28 protein-coding genes are annotated in these 26156 nt (G+C 38.5%); 6 read left to right on the forward strand and 22 right to left on the reverse strand.

Annotated elements, in window-relative coordinates; translation table 11 throughout:
• Nucleotides 1-125: 125 nt before the first annotated feature.
• The 8 genes from xsc to ACFVS1_RS10960 form a co-directional block, all read right to left on the reverse strand.
• Nucleotides 126-1889, reverse strand: coding sequence for a sulfoacetaldehyde acetyltransferase (gene xsc / locus ACFVS1_RS10925; RefSeq protein ID WP_387547233.1), 1764 nt, complete (start codon nucleotides 1887-1889; stop codon nucleotides 126-128).
• Nucleotides 1890-2062: 173 nt separating this feature from the next.
• Nucleotides 2063-2893, reverse strand: coding sequence for a phosphonoacetaldehyde hydrolase (gene phnX / locus ACFVS1_RS10930; RefSeq protein ID WP_387547236.1), 831 nt, complete (start codon nucleotides 2891-2893; stop codon nucleotides 2063-2065).
• Nucleotides 2894-2989: 96 nt separating this feature from the next.
• Nucleotides 2990-3439 (reverse strand): hypothetical protein, encoded by a 450-nt coding sequence (locus ACFVS1_RS10935; protein WP_387547239.1) that lies wholly within the window; start codon nucleotides 3437-3439, stop codon nucleotides 2990-2992.
• A 162-nt stretch (nucleotides 3440-3601) separates the two neighbouring features.
• Nucleotides 3602-5014, reverse strand: coding sequence for an amino acid permease (locus tag ACFVS1_RS10940; protein ID WP_352924580.1), 1413 nt, complete (start codon nucleotides 5012-5014; stop codon nucleotides 3602-3604).
• Nucleotides 5015-5387: 373 nt separating this feature from the next.
• The gene (locus ACFVS1_RS10945; protein WP_352924578.1) at nucleotides 5388-6020 is read right to left on the reverse strand and encodes a YitT family protein; all 633 of its coding nucleotides are present in this window, start codon (nucleotides 6018-6020) and stop codon (nucleotides 5388-5390) included.
• 554 nt (nucleotides 6021-6574) lie between these two features.
• Nucleotides 6575-7276 carry a twin-arginine translocase subunit TatC gene (gene tatC, locus ACFVS1_RS10950; protein ID WP_387549296.1) on the reverse strand — a complete coding sequence of 234 codons (702 nt, stop codon included), beginning with the start codon at nucleotides 7274-7276 and terminating at the stop codon, nucleotides 6575-6577.
• Nucleotides 7277-7423: 147 nt separating this feature from the next.
• Nucleotides 7424-7636: a twin-arginine translocase TatA/TatE family subunit gene (locus tag ACFVS1_RS10955; protein WP_098371765.1), complete on the reverse strand. Its 213-nt coding sequence runs from the start codon at nucleotides 7634-7636 to the stop codon at nucleotides 7424-7426.
• A gap of 70 nt (nucleotides 7637-7706) precedes the next feature.
• Entirely contained in the window at nucleotides 7707-9449 is a 1743-nt protein-coding gene (locus ACFVS1_RS10960) for an alkaline phosphatase D family protein (RefSeq protein ID WP_387547242.1), read from the reverse strand.
• A gap of 481 nt (nucleotides 9450-9930) precedes the next feature.
• On the opposite strand from ACFVS1_RS10960, the gene ACFVS1_RS10965 reads away from it, so the two are divergent.
• Together ACFVS1_RS10965 and ACFVS1_RS10970 are read left to right on the forward strand one after the other, a co-directional pair.
• Complete coding sequence (locus ACFVS1_RS10965) at nucleotides 9931-10101, forward strand: Spo0E family sporulation regulatory protein-aspartic acid phosphatase (RefSeq protein WP_352924895.1); 171 nt, start codon at nucleotides 9931-9933, stop codon at nucleotides 10099-10101.
• Between the two features lie 155 nt (nucleotides 10102-10256).
• The gene (locus ACFVS1_RS10970) at nucleotides 10257-10436 is read left to right on the forward strand and encodes a hypothetical protein (protein WP_352924573.1); all 180 of its coding nucleotides are present in this window, start codon (nucleotides 10257-10259) and stop codon (nucleotides 10434-10436) included.
• A 122-nt stretch (nucleotides 10437-10558) separates the two neighbouring features.
• On the opposite strand, the gene ACFVS1_RS10975 is transcribed toward ACFVS1_RS10970, so the two are convergent.
• The 4 genes from ACFVS1_RS10975 to ACFVS1_RS10990 all read right to left on the reverse strand — a co-directional run bounded on the left by ACFVS1_RS10975 (nucleotide 10559) and on the right by ACFVS1_RS10990 (nucleotide 13217).
• Nucleotides 10559-10915, reverse strand: coding sequence for a hypothetical protein (locus ACFVS1_RS10975; protein ID WP_387547245.1), 357 nt, complete (start codon nucleotides 10913-10915; stop codon nucleotides 10559-10561).
• Between the two features lie 23 nt (nucleotides 10916-10938).
• A complete protein-coding gene (locus ACFVS1_RS10980; protein ID WP_387547247.1) occupies nucleotides 10939-11322 on the reverse strand; it encodes a hypothetical protein in 384 nt (127 codons plus the stop codon).
• 18 nt (nucleotides 11323-11340) lie between these two features.
• Nucleotides 11341-11523, reverse strand: coding sequence for a hypothetical protein (locus ACFVS1_RS10985; RefSeq protein ID WP_387547249.1), 183 nt, complete (start codon nucleotides 11521-11523; stop codon nucleotides 11341-11343).
• A 542-nt stretch (nucleotides 11524-12065) separates the two neighbouring features.
• Nucleotides 12066-13217 carry an FtsW/RodA/SpoVE family cell cycle protein gene (locus tag ACFVS1_RS10990; RefSeq protein WP_387547251.1) on the reverse strand — a complete coding sequence of 384 codons (1152 nt, stop codon included), beginning with the start codon at nucleotides 13215-13217 and terminating at the stop codon, nucleotides 12066-12068.
• Nucleotides 13218-13437: 220 nt separating this feature from the next.
• Here ACFVS1_RS10990 and ACFVS1_RS10995 point away from each other — a divergent pair, with 220 nt between their 5' ends.
• Nucleotides 13438-13716 carry a hypothetical protein gene (locus ACFVS1_RS10995; RefSeq protein WP_387547254.1) on the forward strand — a complete coding sequence of 93 codons (279 nt, stop codon included), beginning with the start codon at nucleotides 13438-13440 and terminating at the stop codon, nucleotides 13714-13716.
• Between the two features lie 202 nt (nucleotides 13717-13918).
• On the forward strand, nucleotides 13919-14422 hold the full coding sequence (locus tag ACFVS1_RS11000) for a DinB family protein (protein WP_387547257.1): 504 nt from the start codon (nucleotides 13919-13921) through the stop codon (nucleotides 14420-14422).
• A 155-nt stretch (nucleotides 14423-14577) separates the two neighbouring features.
• On the opposite strand, the gene ACFVS1_RS11005 is transcribed toward ACFVS1_RS11000, so the two are convergent.
• The 3 genes from ACFVS1_RS11005 to ACFVS1_RS11015 form a co-directional block, all read right to left on the reverse strand.
• Nucleotides 14578-16965, reverse strand: a complete 2388-nt coding sequence (locus ACFVS1_RS11005; protein ID WP_387549298.1) for a heavy metal translocating P-type ATPase — start codon at nucleotides 16963-16965, stop codon at nucleotides 14578-14580.
• A gap of 103 nt (nucleotides 16966-17068) precedes the next feature.
• Complete coding sequence (gene copZ / locus ACFVS1_RS11010) at nucleotides 17069-17275, reverse strand: copper chaperone CopZ (protein ID WP_241588885.1); 207 nt, start codon at nucleotides 17273-17275, stop codon at nucleotides 17069-17071.
• 16 nt (nucleotides 17276-17291) lie between these two features.
• Complete coding sequence (locus ACFVS1_RS11015; RefSeq protein WP_387549300.1) at nucleotides 17292-17630, reverse strand: metal-sensitive transcriptional regulator; 339 nt, start codon at nucleotides 17628-17630, stop codon at nucleotides 17292-17294.
• A 402-nt stretch (nucleotides 17631-18032) separates the two neighbouring features.
• Between ACFVS1_RS11015 and ACFVS1_RS11020 the strand changes: the two genes are divergently transcribed.
• Nucleotides 18033-18248, forward strand: coding sequence for a nitrilase-related carbon-nitrogen hydrolase (locus ACFVS1_RS11020; RefSeq protein ID WP_387549302.1), 216 nt, complete (start codon nucleotides 18033-18035; stop codon nucleotides 18246-18248).
• On the opposite strand, the gene ACFVS1_RS11025 is transcribed toward ACFVS1_RS11020, so the two are convergent.
• From ACFVS1_RS11025 to ACFVS1_RS11045, 5 genes are all read right to left on the reverse strand, one after another.
• On the reverse strand, nucleotides 18241-19128 hold the full coding sequence (locus ACFVS1_RS11025; RefSeq protein WP_387547261.1) for a S8 family peptidase: 888 nt from the start codon (nucleotides 19126-19128) through the stop codon (nucleotides 18241-18243). The genes ACFVS1_RS11020 and ACFVS1_RS11025 overlap by 8 nt on opposite strands.
• Nucleotides 19129-20416: 1288 nt before the next feature.
• Nucleotides 20417-20569: a YfhD family protein gene (locus ACFVS1_RS11030; RefSeq protein WP_352924558.1), complete on the reverse strand. Its 153-nt coding sequence runs from the start codon at nucleotides 20567-20569 to the stop codon at nucleotides 20417-20419.
• Between the two features lie 407 nt (nucleotides 20570-20976).
• On the reverse strand, nucleotides 20977-21279 hold the full coding sequence (locus tag ACFVS1_RS11035) for a hypothetical protein (RefSeq protein ID WP_387547264.1): 303 nt from the start codon (nucleotides 21277-21279) through the stop codon (nucleotides 20977-20979).
• Nucleotides 21280-21418: 139 nt separating this feature from the next.
• Nucleotides 21419-22669, reverse strand: coding sequence for an ABC transporter permease (locus ACFVS1_RS11040; RefSeq protein ID WP_387547267.1), 1251 nt, complete (start codon nucleotides 22667-22669; stop codon nucleotides 21419-21421).
• Nucleotides 22662-23561 carry an ABC transporter ATP-binding protein gene (locus ACFVS1_RS11045; protein ID WP_241588888.1) on the reverse strand — a complete coding sequence of 300 codons (900 nt, stop codon included), beginning with the start codon at nucleotides 23559-23561 and terminating at the stop codon, nucleotides 22662-22664. The genes ACFVS1_RS11040 and ACFVS1_RS11045 overlap by 8 nt, the downstream gene beginning before the upstream one ends.
• Before the next feature lie 394 nt (nucleotides 23562-23955).
• Between ACFVS1_RS11045 and ACFVS1_RS11050 the strand changes: the two genes are divergently transcribed.
• Nucleotides 23956-24714 carry a GTP cyclohydrolase II gene (locus tag ACFVS1_RS11050; RefSeq protein WP_352924552.1) on the forward strand — a complete coding sequence of 253 codons (759 nt, stop codon included), beginning with the start codon at nucleotides 23956-23958 and terminating at the stop codon, nucleotides 24712-24714.
• A gap of 192 nt (nucleotides 24715-24906) precedes the next feature.
• Here the strand turns inward: ACFVS1_RS11050 and ACFVS1_RS11055 are convergent, their stop codons facing one another.
• Together ACFVS1_RS11055 and ACFVS1_RS11060 are read right to left on the reverse strand one after the other, a co-directional pair.
• The gene (locus ACFVS1_RS11055) at nucleotides 24907-25239 is read right to left on the reverse strand and encodes a hypothetical protein (RefSeq protein WP_387547271.1); all 333 of its coding nucleotides are present in this window, start codon (nucleotides 25237-25239) and stop codon (nucleotides 24907-24909) included.
• A 63-nt stretch (nucleotides 25240-25302) separates the two neighbouring features.
• A complete protein-coding gene (locus ACFVS1_RS11060) occupies nucleotides 25303-25530 on the reverse strand; it encodes a hypothetical protein (RefSeq protein WP_387547274.1) in 228 nt (75 codons plus the stop codon).
• Nucleotides 25531-26156 lie beyond the last annotated feature (626 nt).

Below are 26156 nucleotides of genomic sequence, written 5' to 3' on the forward strand. Positions count from 1 at the left end.
ATTCATCGAATGCAATTAAGTTAAGTTCCCATGCTGTTACAGACCTTCATAGAGCGAGTGGGTGATGGTGCAATGACCCAAAATTCAAGTCATCGCACCTGTCCTATCACTCTATTTCCATACCATTATTTATCCCAGTTTTTATGATCTAAATGAGAATATTTTTCTAATAATCTAGTAGGCATTTTTAATGCATCTTTTCTGAATGGCGGAGCCAATTGTGTTCCATCGACTTGTATATCAATGACGGTCGCTTTATTTGATTTTATTGCTTCTTCAATAACAGCCCCTAACTCGTCAGCTTTTTCGACTCTGATACCAACAGCACCCATTGATCGGGCAACTTCTGCGAAATCAGGATTTTGGATATCCGCCCCTACAAAACGATTATTATAGAAATCAACCTGATTCTTTTTCTCTGCACACCATGCATTATTATTGAACACACATGCTATGACCGGTATGTTTTCTTCAACGGCCGTACTCACTTCATGTAAGCTCATGCCCCACGCGCCATCTCCAACAATGGCTAAAACAGGTGTATTCGGTTCAGCTAACTTGGCACCTAGTGCAGATGGGTAAGCAAATCCCGTGTTCCCGAATGTAAGCGCAGCGATATGCCTGCGGCTTTGATTGAATTTTAAGTAAGCGTTTGCAGTTGACGATACATTACCGATATCTGTAGTAACGATGGCATTTTCAGGCAAAACTTTAGTTAATTCCAGAAGTGCCCGACGTGGATTGATCGGTGTTCCATCGACCATCGCAAGTTTCACCAATTCTTCTTCCCATTTTTGTTTTTCATTCGTTACTTCGACCATCCGCTTTTTTTCTTGTTTCAGGTTAGGTTTACTAGCCTTCAACCGTTTCAAGATTTCATGGCTCGCTTCACGGGCATCTCCGATGATCCCAACTTCCACAGGGTGTGTCCTCGCTATTTGCCTTGGATTAATATCTATTTGGATGATTTGTGCATCTTTAGGGAAATAATCAATGTCATAGCATGGTAACGTTCCAAAAACCGATAACCTTGTACCGACCGCCAATATGACGTCTGCTTTCTTTAGTGTATTCATGGCAGCCTTTGAACCCATGTAACCGATCGGACCGACTGATAATGGATGATCTGCAGGAAAGGCATCATTATGCATATAGGAGACAGCCACCGGTGCTGTTAAATATTCTGCAATATTCTTAATTTCCTCGATGCCATCTGAATCGACCGTTCCCCTACCGGAAATGATGACAGGATACTCAGCCTCAGCTAAAATTCCTGCCGCTCTATCCAAAGATGCAGAAGATCCGCAGCCCCGTTCATCTACGCGATATTGATGTGGTTGAAGTATTTGATCTTCCACTTCACCATAGAAGTAATCACGGGGGATATCGAATAAAACCGGTCCCCTTTCGGCATAGGCAATCCGAAATGCTGTCCTGAGGCAATCAGCGACCCGGCCTGGGTGTGTCACTCTAACCGTTTCTTTCGTGATGGCCTTGAAGATGGAAACCTGATCACATTCTTGGAATCCATCCCATCCAACCGTTGGTGTACCAGCTGAAGGTGATATGACCACCATTGGAGTATGAGCTTGATTGGCCGCTGCAACAGAGGTGACCATATTCGTCATTCCAGGTCCGTTTTGCCCGATGACAACTCCTGCAACCCCAGAGACACGACAATAGGCATCTTCCATATGTGCTGCACTTTGTTCATGGCGGACCCCAATGAAACGGATGCCTGCAGTTGGCAATAAATCAAGCATATCCATGAAAGCAGATCCCAGAATTCCCGAGATATGTTTAACTCCCTCGGCCACTAATGTCTCAACGATGGCTTCACTTGGTGTCATTTTAACTTTCGTACCTCTTAATATTTTTGTTTCGACCATAGCACATTCTCCTTAATTATATTATTTCTGATAATGACGTTGCGACGTCCGTACCAGTTATAAGATGTATAATACTACCATCGGGTGTGACAGTCAATAAATAAATTGAATATTTTGAATTTAATTAAATAATCTTACCATCATAGTCACTAAACACTGTATTTGAATCTTATTTAACGAATAAAAATATCCTTTTTTTCTGTCAATCTGTAGTTTATTCTATCGATGATCTCCAATAAATCACCTATTTCATCAATTACGAAATCGGCACCTGCATTCCAAAAACGATTTTCTGCATGCTTCATCCGTTTTTGCCGTTCATATGGGTCCATTTCGTTGATTTCCGCTTCTGAAAGGCCGATTTCACTGCCGCCTTTCAATACGGCAACAGTCCGCATTCCCGCAGAAATGCCTTCTTTGATGTCACTGATCGTATCGCCGACTTTAACGATTTTGCTGAGTGGATACACTTCGAGATTCATCGCCGTCTTAAAGCACATCCAAGGGGCAGGCCTCCCTGTCGGCACCTCGTTAGACGTAACAATGGAATCTGGTTGATAGCCCCATTTTTCCGCCTCTTGTTTAACAACATCTATCATTTCACGAGTATACCCTGTTGTCGAACCGATTTTTATTCCCTGCTGCCTTAAACGGCTGACTAATTCAATTACGCCTGGTATTGGCTTGGCGTTCTCCTTGAGAACCATAAAAAGCAAAGCCTCAAAGTCCTTATATAATGATTTTAGATCCCTTTCGTCCGGTTCTTTCCCGAATTTAGCAATCCATAGATTGGAGATTCGTTTCATTTTCAGGAGTTCCATTATATGATCCATTTTCAATAAACCCATAGGTTCCCTTGCTTCCTTAATCGTAATTTCTATTCCCCTTATCCTGAATATCTCGACAAATGCTTGGACCGGCGCAAAACATCCATAATCCACCGTCGTACCTGCCCAATCAAAGATCACTGCCTGAACCTCTTTACATTCTTTTGCATTTTCCAATCTATGCTCCCCTCCTTATCCTTACCTCCTTTAAAATCACCAAACTGGCTAAACCCGTATATACCCCACTGGTGATGACCTGGGTATAAAGAGAATTCATTTCACTTTTTCCAAAAATAACTGTAAATCTTCTTTAGTCGCCTCAGAGAGACGTTTCATTTTTTCAAGGTCCTTATCCGCATTCCCTGACTCCCCAATTAATGGATAAAGGTTTTTCTCAATCCGTTCATACCAATCGGGGTATTCATCTTCCACTTGCTTTTCTATTGAATCCCAAGTAGTACTGACCTCTTTACCCAATTCTTGAATTTTCTCTGATTCCGCCTCCATACTTATTTCTGAATCCAATTCTTTTATGGATCGAATCACATCGCCGACACCTTTTTTAATAAACTGGGTTTCACTCGTATTTGCATCCGGATTTTCATTCATGACTGGACTATTTTCTTGTTGAGCCTCGTCCGGTTCACTTGAATTGCTGCAGCCTGACAGCAACATGGCTCCAAGGATAACCCCACTAGTCATTACACGGAAACCATTCAACATAATCCCTCCTTCATGATTTAAAAGACAGATGGCGCCAAGCACCTGTTGGCACAACTCTCTTTTTCTATGGGAATCATATTCTAGCTGTTTAGTGAAGAATTTTGTCTGAGGAGTTCCATAGAAGTAAACGAAGCATTTCCTTAAAATGGTATAGAGCAAAAGCTATAATTTTTCAGAATTAGGGGAACCAGGAACAATATTTAATTCTTTCTCCATATACTTCGCCTTTTTTCTCCGAAGGAAAAAGAATGAACAGATAACGATCAAGCTAAATAGCATGGTAAAGATAAATTGTGGGCGTTGCGAATCAATAAAGGCCATTAATATCAACACTGAAATCATGGAAAATATGGTTACATAAGTCAAATAAGGGAATAACCACATTTTGATCTTGAAAATCCCGGGATTTTCTTTCTCCATTCTCTTCCTTAATCGGAGATGGGAAACCGCAATGGCCAGATAAACCAGAATTCCGACTCCACCCGAGGAATTCACTAAAAAGAAAAAGATTTTATCAGGTGAGACATAACTGAAAATGGTGCTGATAAAGGCAAATAATGTAGAGCCGACTACAGCCAATATAGGGACACCGTTCTTGCTCACTTTTGAAAATAACTTTGGAGCATCACCCTTTTGTGCAAGTGAAAATAACATGCGTGAACTCGTATATAACCCCGAATTCAAACAGGAAAGCAGTGCAATGAGAATCACTATATTCATGATCAGGGCAGCAGAAGGGATTCCCATCATTTCAAGTACGGCAACAAATGGGCTTTTCAGCAAAGAAGCCGAATTCCAAGGTAATAGCGTCACTAGAATAGCGATGGAACCAATATAAAAAATCAGGATTCGCCATACCACACTATTCAATGCACTTCTAACCGACTTAACCGGATCACTCGTCTCACCCGCAGCAATCGCTGGAATCTCCACTCCAACAAATGCATGAAATACAATCGCGACGCCAACTAGTACAGAACTTAACCCGTTCGGGATAAAACCGCCAAAATTCAGAAGATTGGTAGCACCAGGTGGTTTTATCGTTGGGATTAACCCTAATATCACTGCCACACCCAGGCACAAAAATAGGATGATACTGATTATTTTAATGATTGAAAACCAGTATTCGAACTCACCAAACGATTTTACGGAAAAAATATTCGTCAGTTTCAATAAGATAATCAAAGATAGACTTATGACCCAGACGGGAACGGAAGGAAGCCAGCTGTGTATGATTGCAGCCCCCGCTGTTGCTTCCAAAGCAATGACGATCACCCAAAAGAACCAATATAACCAACCTGTTGTAAAACCGGCCCATTCACCAATCCCCTCTCTTGCATAAACGGCAAAAGATCCAGTATTGGGATTCACTGTGGCCATTTCCCCAAGCATCCTCATGACTAGAACAACGATCAAGCCTGCCAAAACATATGATAATATCGCCCCGGGGCCCGTTTGACCAATAATGATACCGCTTCCTACGAATAAACCAGCGCCTATGACACCACTTAAGGATATCATCGTTAAATGTCTTTGTTTCAGTCCTGGTTTCAGTTCTTCCTGTTGATGTTTCATACCCTCCACCAACTTTCAATATTTTGGGGAATCAACTAACATAATCGCTACTTGCATGTAATAACAAGGCTTTTTTAACTGCCTGTCCTTTACACTTTCACAAAGATAGTGGGAACTTGGAAACATGGCATTTTAAAAACAACACAGGAGATGACGCTATGAACTTAAGATTCTATATCATTATTCCCCCTTCCTTAAGGCTATTTTGACATTCGAAGCGGATATAACATCACTACGTCATGATGTTAGGACCACTTACTATGTGTATAATACACTCTGATTTTTTTAAAGTCAATTTAAAAATCAGAATATTTAGATAACAAAACGGAAATTTTAAATACAATAAACGGTCTCCAGTTAGTCGGCAATATTTTCATTTTACTTCTTTCACCTTGGAGGTTTCATTCAACACACTTTCCACTGCTGACTTTACGGCCTTCTGTTTTCTATCCAGCATTATCTTTAGAAGGTATGAAAAAAGCAATGTAAATGCAATTCCCTTAACGATCGATGTATAACCGTAAACAAGAAGGCCCAATATCAGTACGATAAGATTGATAATCCTGATTGTCGCTGCAATATCTATTTTTTCATTTTTATGATGTAAAATTAAGGCGATCACGTCAAAGCCAACAGTGGAGGCATTTGCTGTTATACATAAATAATATCCTATCGCTATCAAAATCGACGAAATGATAATCACTAACGCGATATTCATATCGAAATTAATCTTCCATGAATAAAAAAAATTAAAAAAAGCCATATAGCTTAGCGAACTTACGATCGACTTAAAAAAGTACTCTTTCCCTAGAAAAACTAAACAGATGATTAACAGTAAACCTGTAACGAAATTGGCTAGCAAGGCAATGTTATAACCCGATAATGCATTCAATAATAATGCCGAGCTAGTTACCCCGCCATTGATAATTTCATTGGGAACGATTAAATAAGCATAGGCAAAGGTCATGGAAATGTTTCCTGCGATAATTTTCACTATATCCTTCATAAACTTCTCACCATCCCGTTCGATATTTTGATAATGCTTTTTCCCCCCTAAATATATATTTATACTTGAACCATAAGATACACATTCACCTCTTACAACAATTTATTCGAAGCTTTTCCTTTTCGATATTTTTGAATGATTTTACGAAGTATGCATTTGGGGGTTCAAGATTACAATAATTCGCTAACCAGAATCCTCTCTCCTTCTTATAAAGAAAATAAAACATCCCCCTTAAAAATGGAAGATGCTCATTTTCACTATTTTTTTGTACAAGCCTTTAAGTATCCTGAGTACATACAAATAAATAATTTAAATGTCCAAAGGGTTGTATAAGGAGAAGGTCATTTTTTATGCTCCTTTCAGTAGAATTAGTCCGACATCAAAAAACCTGCTAAGAAAACTGTTTACGTATGCAGAAAAATGTATGTTCCCTCCTAATTAGTCCCATCAATTATTATTCCGCAATAAAAAAGTTGAGGGATATGCCCCCTCAACTTTTTAGTGTTCAATGACTATTTCCCAAGAAATGTTTCTTAGGTTGTGGATTAGCCATTTCATGTAACAGGTAAGGCTGCCTCATCTTTCATTAGCCTTTTTCGATAAACCATATTGGACAGCTGAACACTTACTTCATAAAGCACAAGCAAAGGGACGATGACCAAAATGTCCGAAATTATATCTGGAGGCGTAATCAGGACCGAGATGACAACCAGGATGAAATAAGAAATCTTACGAGACTTTTTCAACACTGTTGGATTGATGATGCCTAATCTGGTCAGGAACATGACCACAAGCGGCATCTCGAATAAAACCCCGAAAGGTAAGATCAAATTAATCATGAACCGAAAATACTTTTCCGCTGTGAACATCATCTCGAACTGCCCGGCCGATAGGGAAGTGAGGAAACCCAGCACTATTGGAAACAACACAAAATATCCAAATGAGATACCTGTGATGAATAGAATGAAGAGCCCGGGTATGAACCGAAATGTAACTCTTCTCTCTTCCGGTTTCAGCGCTGGAGCCACAAAACGCCATAATTGATAGGCTGCTAGCGGAATCGTTGCAGCTATTGCACAAACCGCAGCGATAATCATGTATACCCATAGGATCTCACTTGGTCCGAGCACAGCAAGCTTTCCATCCAAATCCTTAATGAGCAGTTCATAAATATCCTGTACGAATATGAAACTCACTATGAAAAAAGCCAGAAAACCTATCAGCGTTTTAATGATTCTGCTTCGGAGTTCCTCCATATGTTCAATAACGTGTAAATCCTTACTTTCCACCTTCACTCCTCCTTTTTAGATATTTTCTTGCACGATTGCAAATAGCACTTCCCCTCGAACTCTTTTCATGAAAAGAAGCAGGCGAGTCTTTCCGCCCGCTATATTTCATTTACTTCATCCTTCTTTTTTTACAGCTCTTAATGCGGCTTTATTCTCGTTTTCTTCCTCTTTATCTGAATCATTCACCAAACCTTTTGTTGCACTTTTGAATTCGGACAATGTACGGCCAAAGGCACGGCCGATTTCCGGCAGCTTGGACGGTCCAAAAATAATCAGTGCAATCACGAGGACAATCACCAAACCGGGTATTCCAATATTTGAAAGCATTCTTATTCACTCCTCTGATCTTCTAATTTTTCTTTGCTATATTCTTGTCAAGCATTATTATGGTTCCCTATCAATTAGTCACTTTCCCCTGCTTTTTCATTCTTTGCTTTTCATGTGCGCGATTATGGGCACGTGTCCGATCTTCCTCGACTTCGTTCGTTTTTTGGACACCATCCATAACCGCTGCTGATGCAACCTTTCGCAGTCCTGTTTGATCCTTATCAAAAACAAAGGATGCTCTTGTTGATATGTCCGCACCTGGCTCTGTCACGAATGGGACTACACGGTAGTCAGCCTTCCATTGTTCTGGGGTTACTTTGCAACGGACATATCCCCGGTAATCATTAAAAAACTTTATATGTGGATTCTGACTTAGTATTTTATCCGTATCAGCACGCTTATCCGCTCCATTTCCACCAGATGTGATGGAAGTTCCGACAAACTCCACACCGAATATCTTTGAATTTGGATCATCGAAATCCGCCTTTAGGTTGGCTGCCCAGCTTGCATGTACATCACCCGTCAACACGACCAGATTTTCCAGGTTGTTTCCTTTGATTACATCAATTAAACGATCGCGTGCAGCCGGGTAGCCATCCCAGGAATCCATGCTGAATTTGGGAGCGGTTGGTGTTCCATAATTCCTTTGTGCAAAGAAAATCTGCTGAGGCAGAACGTTCCACTTCGTATTTGATTTTGATAGGTTGTCAGTTAGCCACTGTTCCTGCTCTGGACCTAGCAATGTCCGTTTCGGATCAAGTGACTCAGGCGTTTGCGGGGAACTTCCATCGCCGTTTGCCTGATCATCCCGGTATTGACGGGAATCCAATACAAAGAAAGAGGCCAGATCGCCATATGTGAAATTTCGGTATAACCGCATATCCGCTCCCTTAGGCAAAGATGATTTACGAAGGGGCATATGCTCATAGTAAGCTTGATAGGCGGCGGCCCTTCTCTTGATGAATGCTTCTACCGATTGTCCTTTTTCCGGAATGACATTTGCATAATTGTTTTCAACTTCATGATCATCCCAAGTCACGACCCATGGGAAAGCTGCGTGTGCCGCTTTTAAATGGGTATCTGAGCGGTATTGTGCGTACCTATTTCGATAATCCTCAAGCGTGATGATTTCCGGACCACTATGTACACGGACATTACCTGAAGAAGAAACATATTCATTTGGGCCATATTCATATATGTAATCACCAAGGTGAAAGACCATATCCAGATCTTCTTTTGCCAGATGTTTATAGGCCGTATAATAACCATGCTCAAATTGCTGGCATGAAACAAACGCGAATGACAAGCTAGATACACTTGAACCTATTGGCGGAAGTGTTTTCGTTTTCCCAGTCTGACTTACTTCCCCTCCGCTTTTAAAACGGTAAAAATAGACCTTATCAGGTTTTAACCCGCTTACTTCCACATGAACGGAGTGGCCAAGTTCCGGCCTGGCTATTTCCTTGCCTTGCTGGACAATCTTTCTGAAATTCTCATCCTTTGCCACTTCCCATTTAACGGAAATGGCTTCTTTTGGCATTCCTCCGCCATTCAACGGATCAGGTGCCAACCTTGTCCATAAAACTACACTGTCCGAGAGCGGATCACCTGAAGCTACTCCAAGAGTAAATGGATAATCACTGAATTTCGGGGCAGCATTCACTTCAATCCCGCCCATTGATTGGGCAAGGGCAAGACCTAATGAAAGTCCGGCAAGCTTACTTGCTCCCTGGATAAAATTTCGGCGGTCCATATTCTTACCTAATTCGCTCCAATTCTTAATTAAATCATCCATTGCTCTTTCATTATTCATTGATCTTTCCCTCCTATTATTTGAATCTGGTTCAAGTATAGTATGGCCCTTTTAAAGGTATATGAATAAATGTAAATCAACAAATTTCCAATTAGGTATTTTCATGCAGGACTTATGGATCTCTTTCAGCATTTAAAAAAATTTGATTCACTCATACATTTACATAGCCCTACAAAATTTTCCGTATAACGACAGTCTTTCGGCCTATTTTTTCTTCATGAATCATTTATTTAATCATTACAAATAACTGCCATGGGTTATTTTTACAATGAAAATTCTTTAATAAACTTATAATCTGTTTAAGTAAGTCTAATGAAGTCTGCGAATTAGTAGAATAAAAGCAAGGTCCGGAATCAAACTAACGAATGCTCCAATATTTTATGAGTAATCACTCACTTTTTATTTAAAAACATCCTAATTTATGTAATAATGGTTTCATAATAAAAAATGAAAGTACTTGAGGGATCCTGCATTGGAGAGTATGAAAGCATTAAATGAAAAAATTGAGATATTGAGGAAAGAATTAATAACCACTGGATTGATATATGGGTTTACCGCCCCAAAAACATTACATAAAAGCCAGGAACTAGATAAACTGTTGAATTTACTCGGGACTCAAAAAGAACCGAATGGTTTAGAATATATTTATTAAATCAACCCGTTTCTTTTCTTGGGCTCTTGGACTAATTTTTATCTATCAGTTCCTAGACTAGTTTTCTACGTTTTATTTCGTATAGATTCCGCCATGGGACTAGAACAAAAATGACGTTATAATAAAAAGATAACCAGACATCAAGGTGGCTTACAATGGATAGAAATGATAAATCTAAAGATATTTTAATGAAGGAGTTACTAGAGGTTAAACTTTCACTACAACATGAAGATGTGACATTGACTACTGAATTGTTGGACGATAAAGATATATTCTCCCTTGTTAAAGTACAATTGCAAAAAAAGATCTCTAAGCCGAGCTATGAGACATGGTGAAAGATGTTCCTCTATTGTTCCTAAAACTTTTGCGTCTGAGATAACATTAATGTAAAATGGCAGTATTTTGGCTGTTTTTTTTATTGCCCCGAATTGCCACAATTTCTTAAGTATAGCTTTTTCTAAGCATTTATTTTCCTATACCTTAATGTCATATCAACTAATGTCAATACTAAAACGATCCATAAGATAGGAGTTTTTAAGGAGATTCCTACAATAGATTCCCCCCCCATTAAAGTTAATACTCCTATAAGCACTAAAGTATAAAAAATAAAAACCGCTTCTAAAATTAATGAACTTTCACTTTCTTTTGCATTACCCCGATTAATGACAATATAGATAAATGCTAATGAGATAATTCCAATTGTCAGTGTCGTCTTAGGTATGGCATTAAAAACGATATTAGGGAAATAATCAAAAATTATTAAAAACGAAAATAATAAAAAGATACCTATTCTTAATAATATTTTCAATTTCATCTAATTCCCCATTTCCTAGATTATTATTTACCAAACCAGTAATTACATTGGAAATATTGAACTGATTTAGGTGATGTATAATTACTTTTGCCATAATGAACTACTGTCGCATGATAATTTCTTTTCTTTTCTGAGGTGCTATATGAACTTGATACCCAAGAACCCACATAAGTTGGACTAATTTTAGACCAGCTGTTTAACTTTACAAAAAGCCAATTTGCAAATACGCTATCTGTTAATTTTTTAGGAATCTTTTTCATCATATATGCGAAAATTAGATTTTTAGCTTCATTTACGGTGGTATTTTTGTTGGTTCTATAAATAGGAGGTATTTCTGTTTGGGTTGATCCACTTGATATAGGAGCATAGGCAGTTATACCACCAGTGTTAGGTGTTCCAATACTCATAACTTCATTATATTATTTCTATACCTTTAAAAAATAGACATATTCCTTTGGTTCTTGTTCTGTAGATGTCTCGGTGATAAATTCTTTACTTGCAAAGGAAGGAGCTACAAAAGCAAATAAAATAATCAAAGATACTGAAAAAGCACACAATTTTTTCATGATATTCGATTCCCCTTTTTGCAGTTTTATAGTTTTAACCATTGTTCCCTCATTTAAAGAAGTTATTCTCTTATGAAACATGCAGGTTTATGTAAAGAATCTATGTATAAGAAGAAGCCGAAACAGTTCAGAGTATAATACAATTTAATAAGCTATTTTAAATACTGCGTCCTCTTGAATGGGTATTAGTTACCATTCAACCTTACCATTAATAAGCCAATATATCTATATTGATTTTATATTTTTCAAAATATATATAAATTACGGGTTTAAAGAACCATGAATTTAAAAATTATCGATATCTATTGATCAGTCGCATTTTTTGATGCTAGCCTTTGTGGAACCTCTGAACCGCCTTCCAATTTATTAATTTTTAAATGACCTACATATAAACGCTATCATAATATCTGTAAAGCAATATCCCCGTTTCTTCGACCCTTGCATTCATAAAAAAAAGACCAAGCATTGCTTGATCTGATTGCTAACATTTCTTTTCCCGTCAAAGTTGTAGAATCACATAATTATTAACCTTCCACTTGATGCTATTCTTTCTATTAATTGCGAAATTTCCCCAAATGCTTTTGTCACCCATCCGAAAACATATAATCCTTTTTCTTCAAGGAAACATTCAATACCAAACCAAGTCCCATCATCGTTGCCATCACCGAGCTTCCGCCATAACTCATTAGTGGCAGCGGAATTCCGGTGATGGGAATCAGTCCGATGACCATTCCGATATTTTGAAATATGTGAAAGGTCAAGAATGAGATGACACCCACACAAATAAAGGATTCGAAAAAAGAAGAACTCAGTGCAGTCGCAACGATTTTATAAATGATAAAGAAATAAAGCGATATTAGCAAGCTTGCCCCTATAAACCCGAATTCTTCAGCTACTATCGTAAATATAAAATCGGTATGTGCTTCAGGAATATATACATTGCTTTGGTTGAAGCCCTTTCCTTCTGTCATACCGGAGCCGATCGCTAATATGGATTGCTTCAATTGATAACCGATTCCCTGGCCATGGCCAAACGGATCCAGCCAGGAATTAATCCTATCCAATTGATATCCATCCAGTAAGTTCAATAATAAATCAGGATCATAAAGATAAGTGACTATCAAAGAAATTACAATACTGACAACTAAAGCAACTACAGAAGCAATCATTTTCCAATTGATTCCCGATACGAGGATGATCCCCATAGTGATGACGGCCATCACGAGGGAAGTGCCAAAGTCATTCTGCAAAAGTGTAAGTCCAATTGGCAAAGCAGCTATCATTCCCATTTTAAACAGTAACTTAAAATCGTCCTTTATCTCCCCTACCGGATATTTGTCAATGTGTTTAGTCAGGATATAGGACAGCATCAAGATTAAAAATATTTTCATGAACTCGGATGGTTGTATGGAGCCTAATCCTGGAATTTCAATCCATGATTTTGCCCCCTTACGGACTGGGGCAATGCTCTCGGGACCCAACCATACAAATAGTAGCAGCAATATGCAGAATGAATATATATAGGGAGTCAGTTTCATGATCGTCTCGAAATCAAAATAAAAAATGGCCAGTACAATCACACCACTTATCACGAACCAGACAATTTGCTGCTGAAAATAATCTATATTAAGCTGTGCATATTTTTGCGCACTGTATAAACTAACGCTACTGAAAACCATTAGAAAGATGATTAACATAGCTAAACTGGAATCAAAATAACTTTTACGTTTATTCACAAAATCACCGAATCTTTTTATTTTTTTGTTTTACTAACATATCATTCTACTTTTCTTTTTCATTATAATCTTTTACTCCAGTTACGGTTTGTATACGTTCGCTTCCCTTTATTCCCCCTCCAACCATAACAAACCACAATCTAATGTTAACATTTTTCAGTGCATTTATTTCATTTTTTTTCTAATTTTTCCATATCATCATCAAAAACAAAGAATGCTGATGAAGGTTGCTTTTTTTTTACAAAAGGAAACTTTTGTAATTATTGATCGTAATAAAATTAAAAAGAATAAATTTACTTTGGGAGTTGTGGAAATGGACTATGGTTTATTGATTATCGGTATAGCTCTGTTATGGATTTCCTTTTTAGTGGGAATCAAAAAACAAATGTGGTTGTTAGCTGGACTTAATGAAAAGAGAATTAACAATAAGAGATTATTGGGGAAGGTGACAGGCGGTGGTTTTTTTCACACTGTTAGGCTTATTAATCGTTATAAATAGCATGATTGACTATCCTCATGAAGGTACTATTCTTATACTGGCCATATTAGTACTTTTAACAATTGTGTACGTGTTTATTAATAGAAGGTTACTGGATTAGTAACTAAAATAAAACCCAAAACAAAGATAAGTATTGGGATTTGATGAAGGTATTCTTCAAATTATGACGAAAAGGATATGTAACAATTGAAGGAGTGAAAAAATGGAAATGAACCGTGCAAGGAAAATGTATGATTACCACGTGTGGGCTAATCAGCAAGTGTTCCAAAACCTAAAACAATTACCGGACGGAGTCTATGGCGACACGATAAAAAGTGTCTTTCCATCCATCAAGGAAGTCCTTGTTCACCTTTACGCAACAGATATTACCTGGTTGGAGGTAATGAAAGGATGCTCCATTCAAGATACTTTTAAGAAAGTTGAACAGCGACGGAAAGAAGTAGACGGGGTCTCATTAAATGAACTGGAATCCTGCTATGATGAACTTGCAAAAGAATATGACAATTTTCTTACTTCACAGCCTGATCTCGAACGGACGATTGTAACTGAACATCCCAAAATGGGTGTTTGTGAGTTTGTACTTGCCGACCTCATCCATCATGTAGTGAATCATGGGACCTATCATCGCGGTAATATATCAGCGATGCTACATCAACAAGGTGAGCGTGGCGCACCTACTGATTATGTATTTTACTGTTTAAAGTAAACTCGGTATGGCAAGCTCGAGGGAACATGATCTGCTCATTCCAGATGAAAGCCGATGATCCTCTTTCCCAAGGAATCATCGGCTTTTATTATATGAAAATCCAAACGTTCGTGATATGTTCATATTCAGTCAGTACAAATACCTTCATTATATCTTTAGAGCTTTACCCGTTGAAGGCGAAGTGCATTCAATACGACTGATACAGAACTGAAGGCCATTGCAGCACCCGCTAACCACGGTGCAAGCAGTCCGATTGCCGCAATTGGTATTCCGATTACATTATAAGCAAAAGCCCAAAATAGGTTTTGTTTGATATTTCGCATCGTTTTCCTGCTCATGAGGATTGCATCTGCAATACTGTTCAAATCCCCCCGGATCAAAGTGATATCGGCAGCTTCCATGGCTACGTCCGTCCCGGTTCCTATAGCCATTCCTATATCGGCTAGCGCCAGTGCGGGAGCATCATTTATCCCATCTCCGACCATTGCCACTCTTTTACCGGCGGCCTGCAGTTTTTTGACTTCTTCCGCTTTCCCTTCAGGAAGGACTTCAGCAATCACATGGTCAATGGCGACTTGTTTGCCGATGGCATTTGCTGTTCTTTGATTATCCCCGGTAATCATGATGACCTGGATATCCATTGCTTTTAACCTTTTAATCGCCGTAAGCGAGGTATCTTTTATCGTATCGGCAACGGCAATGAGTCCTGCATATTCCCCTTCAATGCTAGCGAGCATCGCGGTCTTCCCTTGCTCTTCTAGTTCCTCCATCGCTGTAAGTGCCTTAGTAATATCGACGTTATTTTGCTTCATCAATTTACGCGTTCCGACGAATAATACTTTTTGATCCACTACAGCTCTTACCCCATAACCAGGAATCGCTTCAAACTCTTCAACCATGGCAAGTGATATCTGTCTTGCTTGAATTCCTTGAACGATTGATTGCGCAAGAGGGTGTTCAGATTGTTTTTCAGCTGCGCCGATTAGAGATAAAAACTGTTCTTCATCCATACCGTTTTCGATGAGGACATCGGTCAGCACTGGCGAACCATTCGTTACTGTTCCCGTTTTATCCAAAATGACCGTATCTATATGGTGAGTGGTTTCCAGGTGTTCCCCGCCTTTAAATAAAATACCGAATTCGGCGGCCCTACCTGATCCTGCCATGATCGATGTAGGAGTGGCCAGACCTAAAGCACATGGACAGGCTATGACTAGCACTGCAATCATCGCTTCAAAAGCCGGGGTGAATTCTCCAGGGTTAACCCATATCATCCAAACCAGAAAAGTTAAAAGGGCGATCCCGACAACAATTGGAACGAAGACACCGGAAATTTGGTCAGCAAGACGTTGAATCGGAGCTTTGGAACCTTGTGCATCTTCAACCACTTTGATGATTTGGGAAAGAGCTGTATCCCTTCCGATCTTTGTCGCCTTCATTTTGATAAACCCATTCTTATTCAATGTTGAACCGATAACAGTATCCCCGTTTGTTTTATCCACCGGAATGCTTTCACCCGTTAACATGGATTCATCGACGGCAGAGTTCCCTTCGACTACTTCTCCATCGACAGGTATCTTTTCACCCGGCTTCACCAAAATCGTATCCCCTACGATGACTTCCTCAAGTAGTATTTCCCGTTCTTCCCCATTTCTTACAACCAATGCCGTTTTAGCCTGAAGCCCCATCAATTTTTTGATGGCCTCGGAAGAACGTCCTTTTGCTTTTGCTTCAAACAGCTTTCCTAAAAGAATGAGGGTGATAAGAATCGAGCTAGTTTCGAAATAAAGCTGTGCTGTATTGTGATGGGATCCCATCGAAATGATCGCCTGATAAACACTGTAAAAATAGGCAGCGGATGTTCCCATTGCGACTAATACATCCATATTGGCGCTTTTATTTCTCAGGGCTTTATAAGCCCCTACATAAAACTGCTTTCCAATCAGAAATTGCACGGGTGTCGCGAATCCCATTTGCACCCAAGGATTCATGAGGAAATCAGGCATATAGATAAACGAAGTAAAACTAAAATGGCTTACCATCGCCCATAACAATGGAAAAGATAATACGACCGAAAAGATGAATGTATTCTTTTGTTTTTGAATTTCTCTTTGACGGAAATCCACGGAATCCATATTATCTTCCTTGATGATCGCCCCATACCCCAGCTTCTCCACCCGTTGAATGATGTCAACTGGGGAGACAACGGAAGGATCATATTCGACGGTCCCATTTTCGAGCGCAAGATTCACATTGGCCATGCTTACTCCATCCAACTTATTTAACCCTTTTTCAATTCGGTTAGCACAAGCTGCACAGGTCATGCCAGTAATCGTAAATTCCTTTTTCTCTTTAACTACATCATAACCGAGATCTTGAATTTTCTTTTCAAAGTCCTTGTTGCTTAATTTTTCCGAATCATATTTAATGACCGATTTCTCAAGAGCCAAATTAACGGTGGCTTCCTCAACGCCTTCCATTTTGTTTAAGCCTTTTTCAATTCGGTTAGCACAGGCAGCGCAAGTCATACCTGTAATCTGCATACTTGTTTCTTTTATTTGGCCGCTCACATCATCCCCGCCTTTCTATACCGCTATGGGGTATAATTCTTCGTAAAAAAGAAGTGCTTAACAGCACTCTCATAACTTACTCGACATCATAGCCTTGATCATCGATTGTTTCTTTTATTTTCTCAAGTGTTACTTTTTCCTTATTAAACGCTACATCCACTTTTCCTGCATCCAAATTCACTTTTACACTTTCAACACCTGCAAGTTTCCCTACATTCCCTTCAACTGCATTCACACAATGTCCACAAGACATTCCACTTACATTCAATGTTACATTTTCCATATCAACCACTACTCCTTTATTTTTTCATTAATTTTTGTATCGTTACTAGCACTTCATCTATAACCTCTGTATCCCCTTCATTCAGGCGTTCAACCACACAATTCCTTAGATGCCCTTCCAGTAAGATCTTGGCCACACTATTCATCGCGCTTTGTGTAGCTGATATTTGGGTGATCACATCATCACAGTACGTATCTTTTTCAATAAGACCCTTTATACCGCGAATTTGACCCTCAATTCGATTTAACCGGGTCGTTAAATTCTTTTTTACTGCTTCTGAGTGATGACTCTTTCGGCCGTGGGAAGAGGTCGTACAGCAATCTTCTTCATTCATCGTTTCTTGCCCACTCATCATTTCATCCATTAACCATCCCTCCTCGAAATTAATATACCATACCCTACTACCCTATGCAAAGAGAAAAGTTTTTGTGTCAATATTTCTTTATTCTTTGCTTATTAAGTATATCTATTCCTTAGTCTGTTTAACAAAACTACACACAAAATACCCCATGCGAAGCTAAACAAAAAAGGATGAACTACATGAGTCTATTAGGGAGGCAAATAAAAACACTCATCTCCGAAGAAATGAGTGATTATGGATCTTAAAACACTACGCTGGCATAATCCCGATAAAGTTTAACGGGTTTCAAGTTTTTAGATGGTTGTCTGTTTTAAAATTGCATAGTTAACACACCGAAATTAATAGATATGTTTGTTTTCAAATAAAGTATGTTCTTACTCCACACCTTTTAGTTGAATACTTCGTGCACGCGCAATTGAGGACCGAATGTATGTTATAGCATCAAATATTGCGGGCACACAGTTAGGAGTGGAATTCGCAGGCTCTTTACAAATTGTAGATCCCCTGGGAGACGTTGTTCAGAAATTAGATCAAGAAGTTGGTCAATTAAAGGCAACTTTAGATTTAGAGAAAGTACCGCACTTTTCTGTTCTCTATCTTAAGGCTACCTAAACTCCCTTAAAACTTTTTTTATATTTTCTAATTTCTGGTGATTTAGTTTCAGCATTCCATGCCCTTCTTCGGTCTTTGGCTTGCCCAGCGAAACTGTATGATTTATGAGTTCATTAAATGCTTCTAACTCTGTTAATTTACGGCCAAGTATTGTTTCTAATTTATTTATCAAAAGTGCAACAGCCCCTGACACATGTGGGGCAGCCATGGATGTACCTGATAAGACGGCAAATTGGTTACCAGGAAAGGTTGATACAACTTTCTCTCCAGGGGCTACTAAATCCACTTCACCATTAGAATTACTAAATCTGGAAATGCGTTCACGCCGGTTAACTGAGCCTACTGCCACAACCTCCGGATATGCAGCTGGATAACTGTACTCTTCTGTTTCGGCCTTACCATCGCCTTCATTTCCCGCGGCACACACGACCATTATATTAGATTGAACGGCGTTTATAATCGACGAATGTAAGGCCAGATCATCATCCGGTCCCCCTAATGACATCGAGATAACCCGTACTTTTTCGCCATTAGGACCTGTCCAATTGACAGCGTAATTAATAGCTGACGTAATGTTTTCTGTTGTTCCTTCTCCTGATCCATTTAAAACCTTAAGTACCAGCAACTTCGCTTTAGGTGCTGCACCTACAACTCCAAAACCATTTTCTGCTGCTGCAATGGTTCCGCAAACATGAGTCCCGTGTCCGTTATTATCGGCAAAATTGGCAGGATCACCATAATAATCGTCCGTGAAATTATATCCACCAATAATTTGATCAATCAAATCAGGGTGATCTGACTGGCATCCTGTATCGATTACGGCTACTACTATGTTCTCACCCTTAAACCCTTCTCTCCAAATAGAGCGTGCACGAATCATTCTAATACCTCGTGGAACTTCCAAGGTATTTTCTGTTATTCCTTCTACTTGGAATGGTACTAATTGAACATTTGGCAATTCTAGCCTCTCCCTTCATATTAACCCTATGACGGGCAGAAACACCTCCTTTTGTAACAACAATTAAGGGGAATCCACACTTAAAACCCGTTTAGGAACGCTGAATCCAATAACATTGATTACAGCCTTTCTTTATCCTATGAATGGAGACAAGCTTTTGCTATAAACCCTAGTCTAATTTAGATATTTTAGTTTACAAAAACAAAATACATTTAATTGAGATGGAGTAGATATATCACCTTTTACAAATCCTTTCTAAAAAGAAGAAATGGAAATCTATAATCATCAGAACCTTAGCAAAAATAGTAATTACATAAACGACCTTATTGGAAAGGAAAAAAAAGCTACCTCCCGGCAGCTTTTGCACTTCCATAACTAGTTTTTTAATATCTTTCAATGTTTGATTTTCAAAAAATGTTCAAAAAGACTCCATCCTCATTCTCTTTACCCCACCACTTTACGAGCCCGACCTGATAAATTTTTGGGTGAAATTTTTTCCACCCATCCCAGCTAGTGCGCCTTGTCCGAACTTAACTTCTATCATGTCGGTACGTTTAATAAGATCTTCTTCCTTTGACCTTTCTGTTTTTGTTTTGCTGCTTCCGCCAAAGAAAGCCTTGTTTGTTCACTAAGTGCGATACCATAGGCTATCCCTGTAATCATAAAAGGAACTTGGTTTTTTTGCTTCTTGGGACAATGGTTACCTTAACATCAACGTCTTCTTCACCATCAATAGGAAATGGTGTCGTTTGTGCAGGGATAAAGGTAATTGGATCCAAATGCGGCCATTTTTTTGAAGAGCCAAGTGGTCGATGCGGACGTCGCCTGCTTCAGAACTAGTTTGTTTTTTAAAAATTAATCGTATATTCGTACATACAACCTTAATAGAGACATACCATTATTTTTGTTGTACTAGAGTTATGTAATTTTATTAGGTACATCAGGGAAAAAGTCTAGCTTCAAAGCATAAAACCGTGTTTTTTGCTCTGATCTTATACAATTGCCATATTTTTTTAAAAAAAGCTGGTTAAATGCTGTTGATTTTTCACAAAGAAAAAAGGACCATATTAATAGGGTCCTTGGTGAAACGTCTTCTTCAACAAACGCAAAGTTGGTTCTATAGAAATTATTAAAAAACAGCGCGATTTGTTTTACTAAAATTTTCAAAAAGAGTGTAATCAATCCGTATCTTTCACTTTTTTTGGTCATATCATTTAGGTCTTGTAGCTCTTATTTTCGCACTTTCACCTAGCTCACGCGAAAACTCTTCATTCACACGATCCGGTTCGATTTTTAAGTTATCGGGAGTTTGAGCTAATGATTTTTTTCTGCTAGATGATTTTTGATTGTTTGATCTTCCCATAATATTGCCTCCTAACTAAATTTTAATCTTTATTAGTATGGCTAAGAATCACATTTATATATCTTTAGATTTGTTCATGAATGACTTTTTTCCTTGCCTCTACAAAGTTCTTCAGTGTGCATCAGATTATTCTAACAAGGAAAGATAGGGATTTAAATCTTCTAATTCAACTAATAAAAGTTCACCTTGTTCATTCCGACAAGCTTCAACTCGTTAAATCCCCCAATCAGGATTATTCCATTCAATAAATTTGTTAGCAAAAGTTAAATCGTACCGCCATATCTTTAAGTCATTACCATGATAGAGAAGTTTGGACTCCACTCTTAAGAACGTGAATGTGGAACCCAAATATCCTCAAAGCCAAAAAAGCTAATTAAAAACCGGAACTTGATTGGATAATGGGAATATTACTGTTCTTGTGAAATATTATTATCCCTTTTCTTTTTCACTAAAAGAATGATGGCAATGATAAAGGCTGCAACGCTATATACCCAGGTAAACATAAAGGCAAGGCCCAATCCGATATTAGCGTCCATATAATCGTTTGTCACATGATCTATGGCTAAATATAAAAGCGGTGCAGCTCCAATGATGAACAGGATGACCCAGAGAACATTCCTTTTCGGATTCTTGGTCGATAAAATAATAATGATGAAGGATAGCAAGAGAAACGCTTCTGAAGCTATCGTCATCGTTACCAGATTGCTCATAATCATTCACTCCTAATCGTGGCTGCATAAATGGAATATATTTATGTTCCCTTATATCTATGCTACTTTTCGTTCCTATATTATTATCTTAAAAAAACCTGAATACCTCCAACAGGAATGAAGGATCCAAGGTTTCAAGTTAATTTTTCTTGGATAATTGCAAGGCATTCTTGATGCTTTTCAGTGATTTTGAGCTTCCATACATCAAGACACCACCCCGATAGATTTTTGCTCCGATTATTCCAAGTAAAACAATCGTTAAAATCAAGACTGCAATGCTGATGGCGATTTCCCAGAATGGAACTTCAAGCATCCCTACACGCAAGAACATGATCATCGGCGTGAAAAATGGAATGAATGATGTGATCGTAATATAACTGGCTGACGGATTCCCCAGTCCAAACATCGCAATCATGAAGGCGATGACAACTAACATGGTCATCGGTGAAATCATTTGCTGGACATCTTCAATTTTGCTGACAACGGACCCAAGGCATGCCGCAAGAGTCGCGTACAGAAAATATCCAAGTAAAGCGAAGATGATTGCATAAATGATCGTTGAGATATCAGTGTTGCCGAAACCGAAAAATGAAAAGAATCCTTCATCCATACCTGTCAAGTTTTGTTTAATCGAGAAATAGCCCACCCCAAAAAATAAAATCATTTGAGTAAGACTAAGCAATGCAACACCCATTATTTTGGCAAACATCTGTGTGACTGGCGGGACACTTGAAATCAGGATTTCCATGACTCGAGAAGTTTTTTCAGTAGCCACTTCCATTGCAATCATCGTTGCATACATCAACACACCGAAGTAAATCACGAATAAGAGAACATACACGAGACCTCGTGCTTGATTGAGATCCTCTTCCGTTTTTGCATTTTTCTGAAGTGCAATCGTATCAAATGCTGGCGGCGTATTCAATTGAGCGATTTGCTGCTCTGTCAAATTCAATTCCTTCGCGGTTATTTGCCCCTTCAATTGGGTTAGCGCTAAAAGCAAATCATTACTTACCGCAGAATCTGAAATTTGATTCGCTTTATACGTTCCCTTGAAGCCGAGAGTTTCATCCTTTTCGATTAACAAATACCCAACGATTTCTTCCGCGCTGACCATTCCCTCCGCTTCCTTTTCATCCTGGGCGGATAGTATCGATAGGTCATCGTTCACACCTGCTACCGCTTTTTTATAAGGATCAAATAAGCTGCCTTCGGTCTGATCGATGACGGCAACCTTTTCCTGTTCATCACTGTCAAATTTATCAATAAGATTAGAAAGATTCGACAGAACGAGAATCAGTGCCATCATAATGATTGTAGATATGATAAAGGATTTCGTTTTTAATTTTGATAGATATGTATGGGAAAGGACAATCCAAAAGTTATTCATAGACGGCACCTACTTTTTCAATAAAAATATCCGTCAGCGATGGTTCTTCCAATTCGAACTTCCTGACGAAACCTCTTGGAACAAGATCACGAATCATATTCTCAGCCACATCTTCACCTGTGACTTGAAGAATTTTCCCTTCCATCGTATTCTTGACTTTTGTTACGCCTGAATAGGTATCCAAGAAAGATAGATCAAAATCAGCTTTAATTGAGACATTCTTTTTACCAAAAGAACGCTTGATTTCTTTTAATTTTCCTGCCACAACTGGGGAACCTTTATGCATGATGCAAAGATGCTCACACATCTCTTCGACATGCTCCATGCGATGGCTCGAGAAAACGATCGTCGTGCCGCTGTCCCTTAAGTCAATGACAGCTTTCTTCAGTATTTCCACATTCACCGGATCCAGTCCGCTGAAGGGTTCGTCAAGGATAAGCAATTCAGGTTTATGGATCATGGAGGCGATAAGCTGGATTTTTTGCTGATTTCCCTTTGATAGCTCTTCAACTCGCTTATCGATATACTCGGGTACCATAAAGCGGTCTAGCCAATACTCCAACTCTTTCAATGCATCCTTTTTGTTCATCCCTCTTAATCTAGCCAAATACACAATTTGATCGCGCACCTTAAGTTTTGGATATAGTCCGCGCTCCTCAGGAAGATAGCCAATCAATGAACTCGTCGTATAATCGATTTTCTTACCATCCCAGATCACTTCCCCTTCAGTGGGGTCAAGCAGGCCGAGTATCATCCGGAACGTAGTCGTTTTCCCTGCTCCGTTCCCGCCTAAAAAGCCGAACATTTCTTTTTCAGGGATAGTTAAATCAAGCTTGTTGACCGCTGTGAATTCCCCAAATTTTTTCGTAACTTCTTTAATTTGTAAAACCAATGCGCAACCTCCTAAAATATGATTCTTATTATATGTTAACGGAAATGTTTTCCAATTTCAACTATCGCCTAGGACTAAATAACTCTTCTTCTTCTTCGATTATATGCAAATTCAATAAACAAATTTCACTATCTAACCCTTGAAAATAAATTAAATGTAAAATAGTTGGTGAAAACTGTAATTTTACATTATTGAGGTTGTTGTAAGGTTATTGATAAATTTTAGAGTATATGGATATGAAGTTTTCCATCACCAAAAAGAAGACTTTTTTTGCATTAATAAATTTGGAGTTTTTTTCTATTTATCAAAGATTCACAAAAGAGTGGATTGGGTACAATATGAAATGAACTAGTAAACATTATCTTAGTATTAGAAGTTTCGGGAGGAAATTTATATGATTAATGAAAAAGTGGCTTTGATATTAGAAGATAAAATTAACGTTATTAAAAGTGATGAAACATCCATTTATTTAGTCGGCCCAATCAAATTACCCGTTAACTTAGAGGGCGAAACAATTATATTCCAGTGGTATTGCTGGTTACGATGTGAGAATATGGCGGGTCATTTTTGTGATGACGGTACTTATAATATAGAAAAGATCATTGAAACTTTAGCCTCTTCCAACTTAGCGGAACTGCAGCAATCCAGTGTGTTACTGTATGGAGATTTTCAAAGCTCCTCTGATGCCCTTATCCGGATGCATAGTATTTGTCATACTGGGGATATATTTGGCAGCAAACGCTGTGACTGTGGCTTTCAATTGAAGCAGGCTATGAAAATGATTGCAGCTCAAGGGTCCGGAGCTTTATTTTATTTAGCGAATCACGAAGGAAGAGGCATCGGATTATTTAGTAAAGCCATGGCTTATGTACTGCAAGAAAAGGGATTAGATACGGTGGAAGCGAATTTGGAGCTTGGATTTGTGGATGATGCACGTAACTATGATGACGCCATTCGAGTGTTAAAAAACCTGCGCTCTAATCCAGTCACCCTTATCACCAACAATCCGAGAAAATTAGAAGCTCTTCAAAACTCAGGTGCCAACGTTGCAGGCAGAGTTCCGTTATGGGGAGATATTTCCGAGTTTAATGAAAAATATTTAAAAACTAAAGTGGTCCGTTCCGGTCATTTAAAAGATAGTAAAAGTGAATGACTGTTTGATTTTTTTTATTTGAAATTGTTTATACCCCTGAAGTTGAAAAAGGGACATATTCAATACTGAGTTAATACAATCAGATTTTTGGATGAATTAAAAAAAGAGGGAAATCCCCCCTCTTTCAATTTCATATTATATGTTGACCTATCCCTATGTCCGCAAAGCAACAGGTTGATGGCCTTCCCTTCCTTATTTGCTTATGCTGCTCGTATCGTTTTGCAAAACACAATCATTCTTCCCGATGATATGGTTAATCAGCATAACAATTAAGGGTGTAACCATGATTACCAATCGATTCCAGACAGTTGTTGTAACTACTTCAAAGACCATTCCCAATACTGCACTTCGGCCACTGCTAAAACGCGGGAAATAAATCATCAAAACAACAATGACGGCTAGAGTGGTTCTTAATGCCCTCTCAAAGCAGACTGTACTTAGTATATCTAGAGCGAAAATCGCAAATGAAATGGGAATCCGTCCTAAAACAATTGTGGCAGTCCTGGCAAATCGCAATGAACTCAATAGATAAGCAGCCGGAGTTGAATGACAAAAAGAACTCTTAATGTTTTTCCTAACCCTTCTGAGTTAACCTTGAATTTTACCATTAATGATAACACTCTTGCCATTTGAAGATTGCTTCATCATCTTTCCATCCTTGATGTATACAGTGTAAGTATTATTGACTTTAGCTTCTGATCTTGCTAGGTCACCCATTCCTGCTATGATATTTTTGACAGCTTCCCTCTTCAGATTATTCAAAACTTGCTTTTTCCATTGTTCCCGTTTGTTTTTTTGTATATTTTCATCAACCATCAGGATCCCATCCTTCTTGTTTGATTTATGTCTTCCACGATAATAGTGTATTATTTTTTTATCATCTTGTTACCCATATGCTTTTCCTTATTGGAGGCTTTTATTTTTAACAGCACAGGTTACGGTAAAAATGAAAAAATATACAAGTAAAGGGACTATAAATAAAGTGGCTCACGCTAGTGATAACAAGAAATTACATAAAAACAGGATGCAACGGAAAGTTGCACCCTGTCTGAAAAAGGGGTTTACTTCATTTCGAATCAGCATAAATTCTCTGCGATAAACACCTCATCTACATTAGAGTAAATACGGGTATCTGACTAGAGTTTTCCATCCAAAGCAACCATCCCCTATATCTTAAAAGTTTTATCAACTTTCAAAGCATAAATGACAATGATTGAATGAGTTTTCTGCTTTTACGTGCAAGCGAACCATCTCCTTGCGCGAATCGATTTTTTAATGAAGCTACCTGTAGTTAAGTTAAACGTCTTTAACTAACACCTCATTTACTATATGATGTGAATCATACGTAATCAGTAGCCCCTTCTTCTTTATTTATTATCACCATCAGCGGTTAAAAAATAACTGGTTGTTTATGGATATCGAGAATGGTTTGAAACTTCGTG

The sequence above is a fragment of the Peribacillus sp. NPDC058075 genome (assembly GCF_042885195.1).
In the GTDB taxonomy this organism is placed as follows: Bacteria; Bacillota; Bacilli; order Bacillales; family DSM-1321; genus Peribacillus.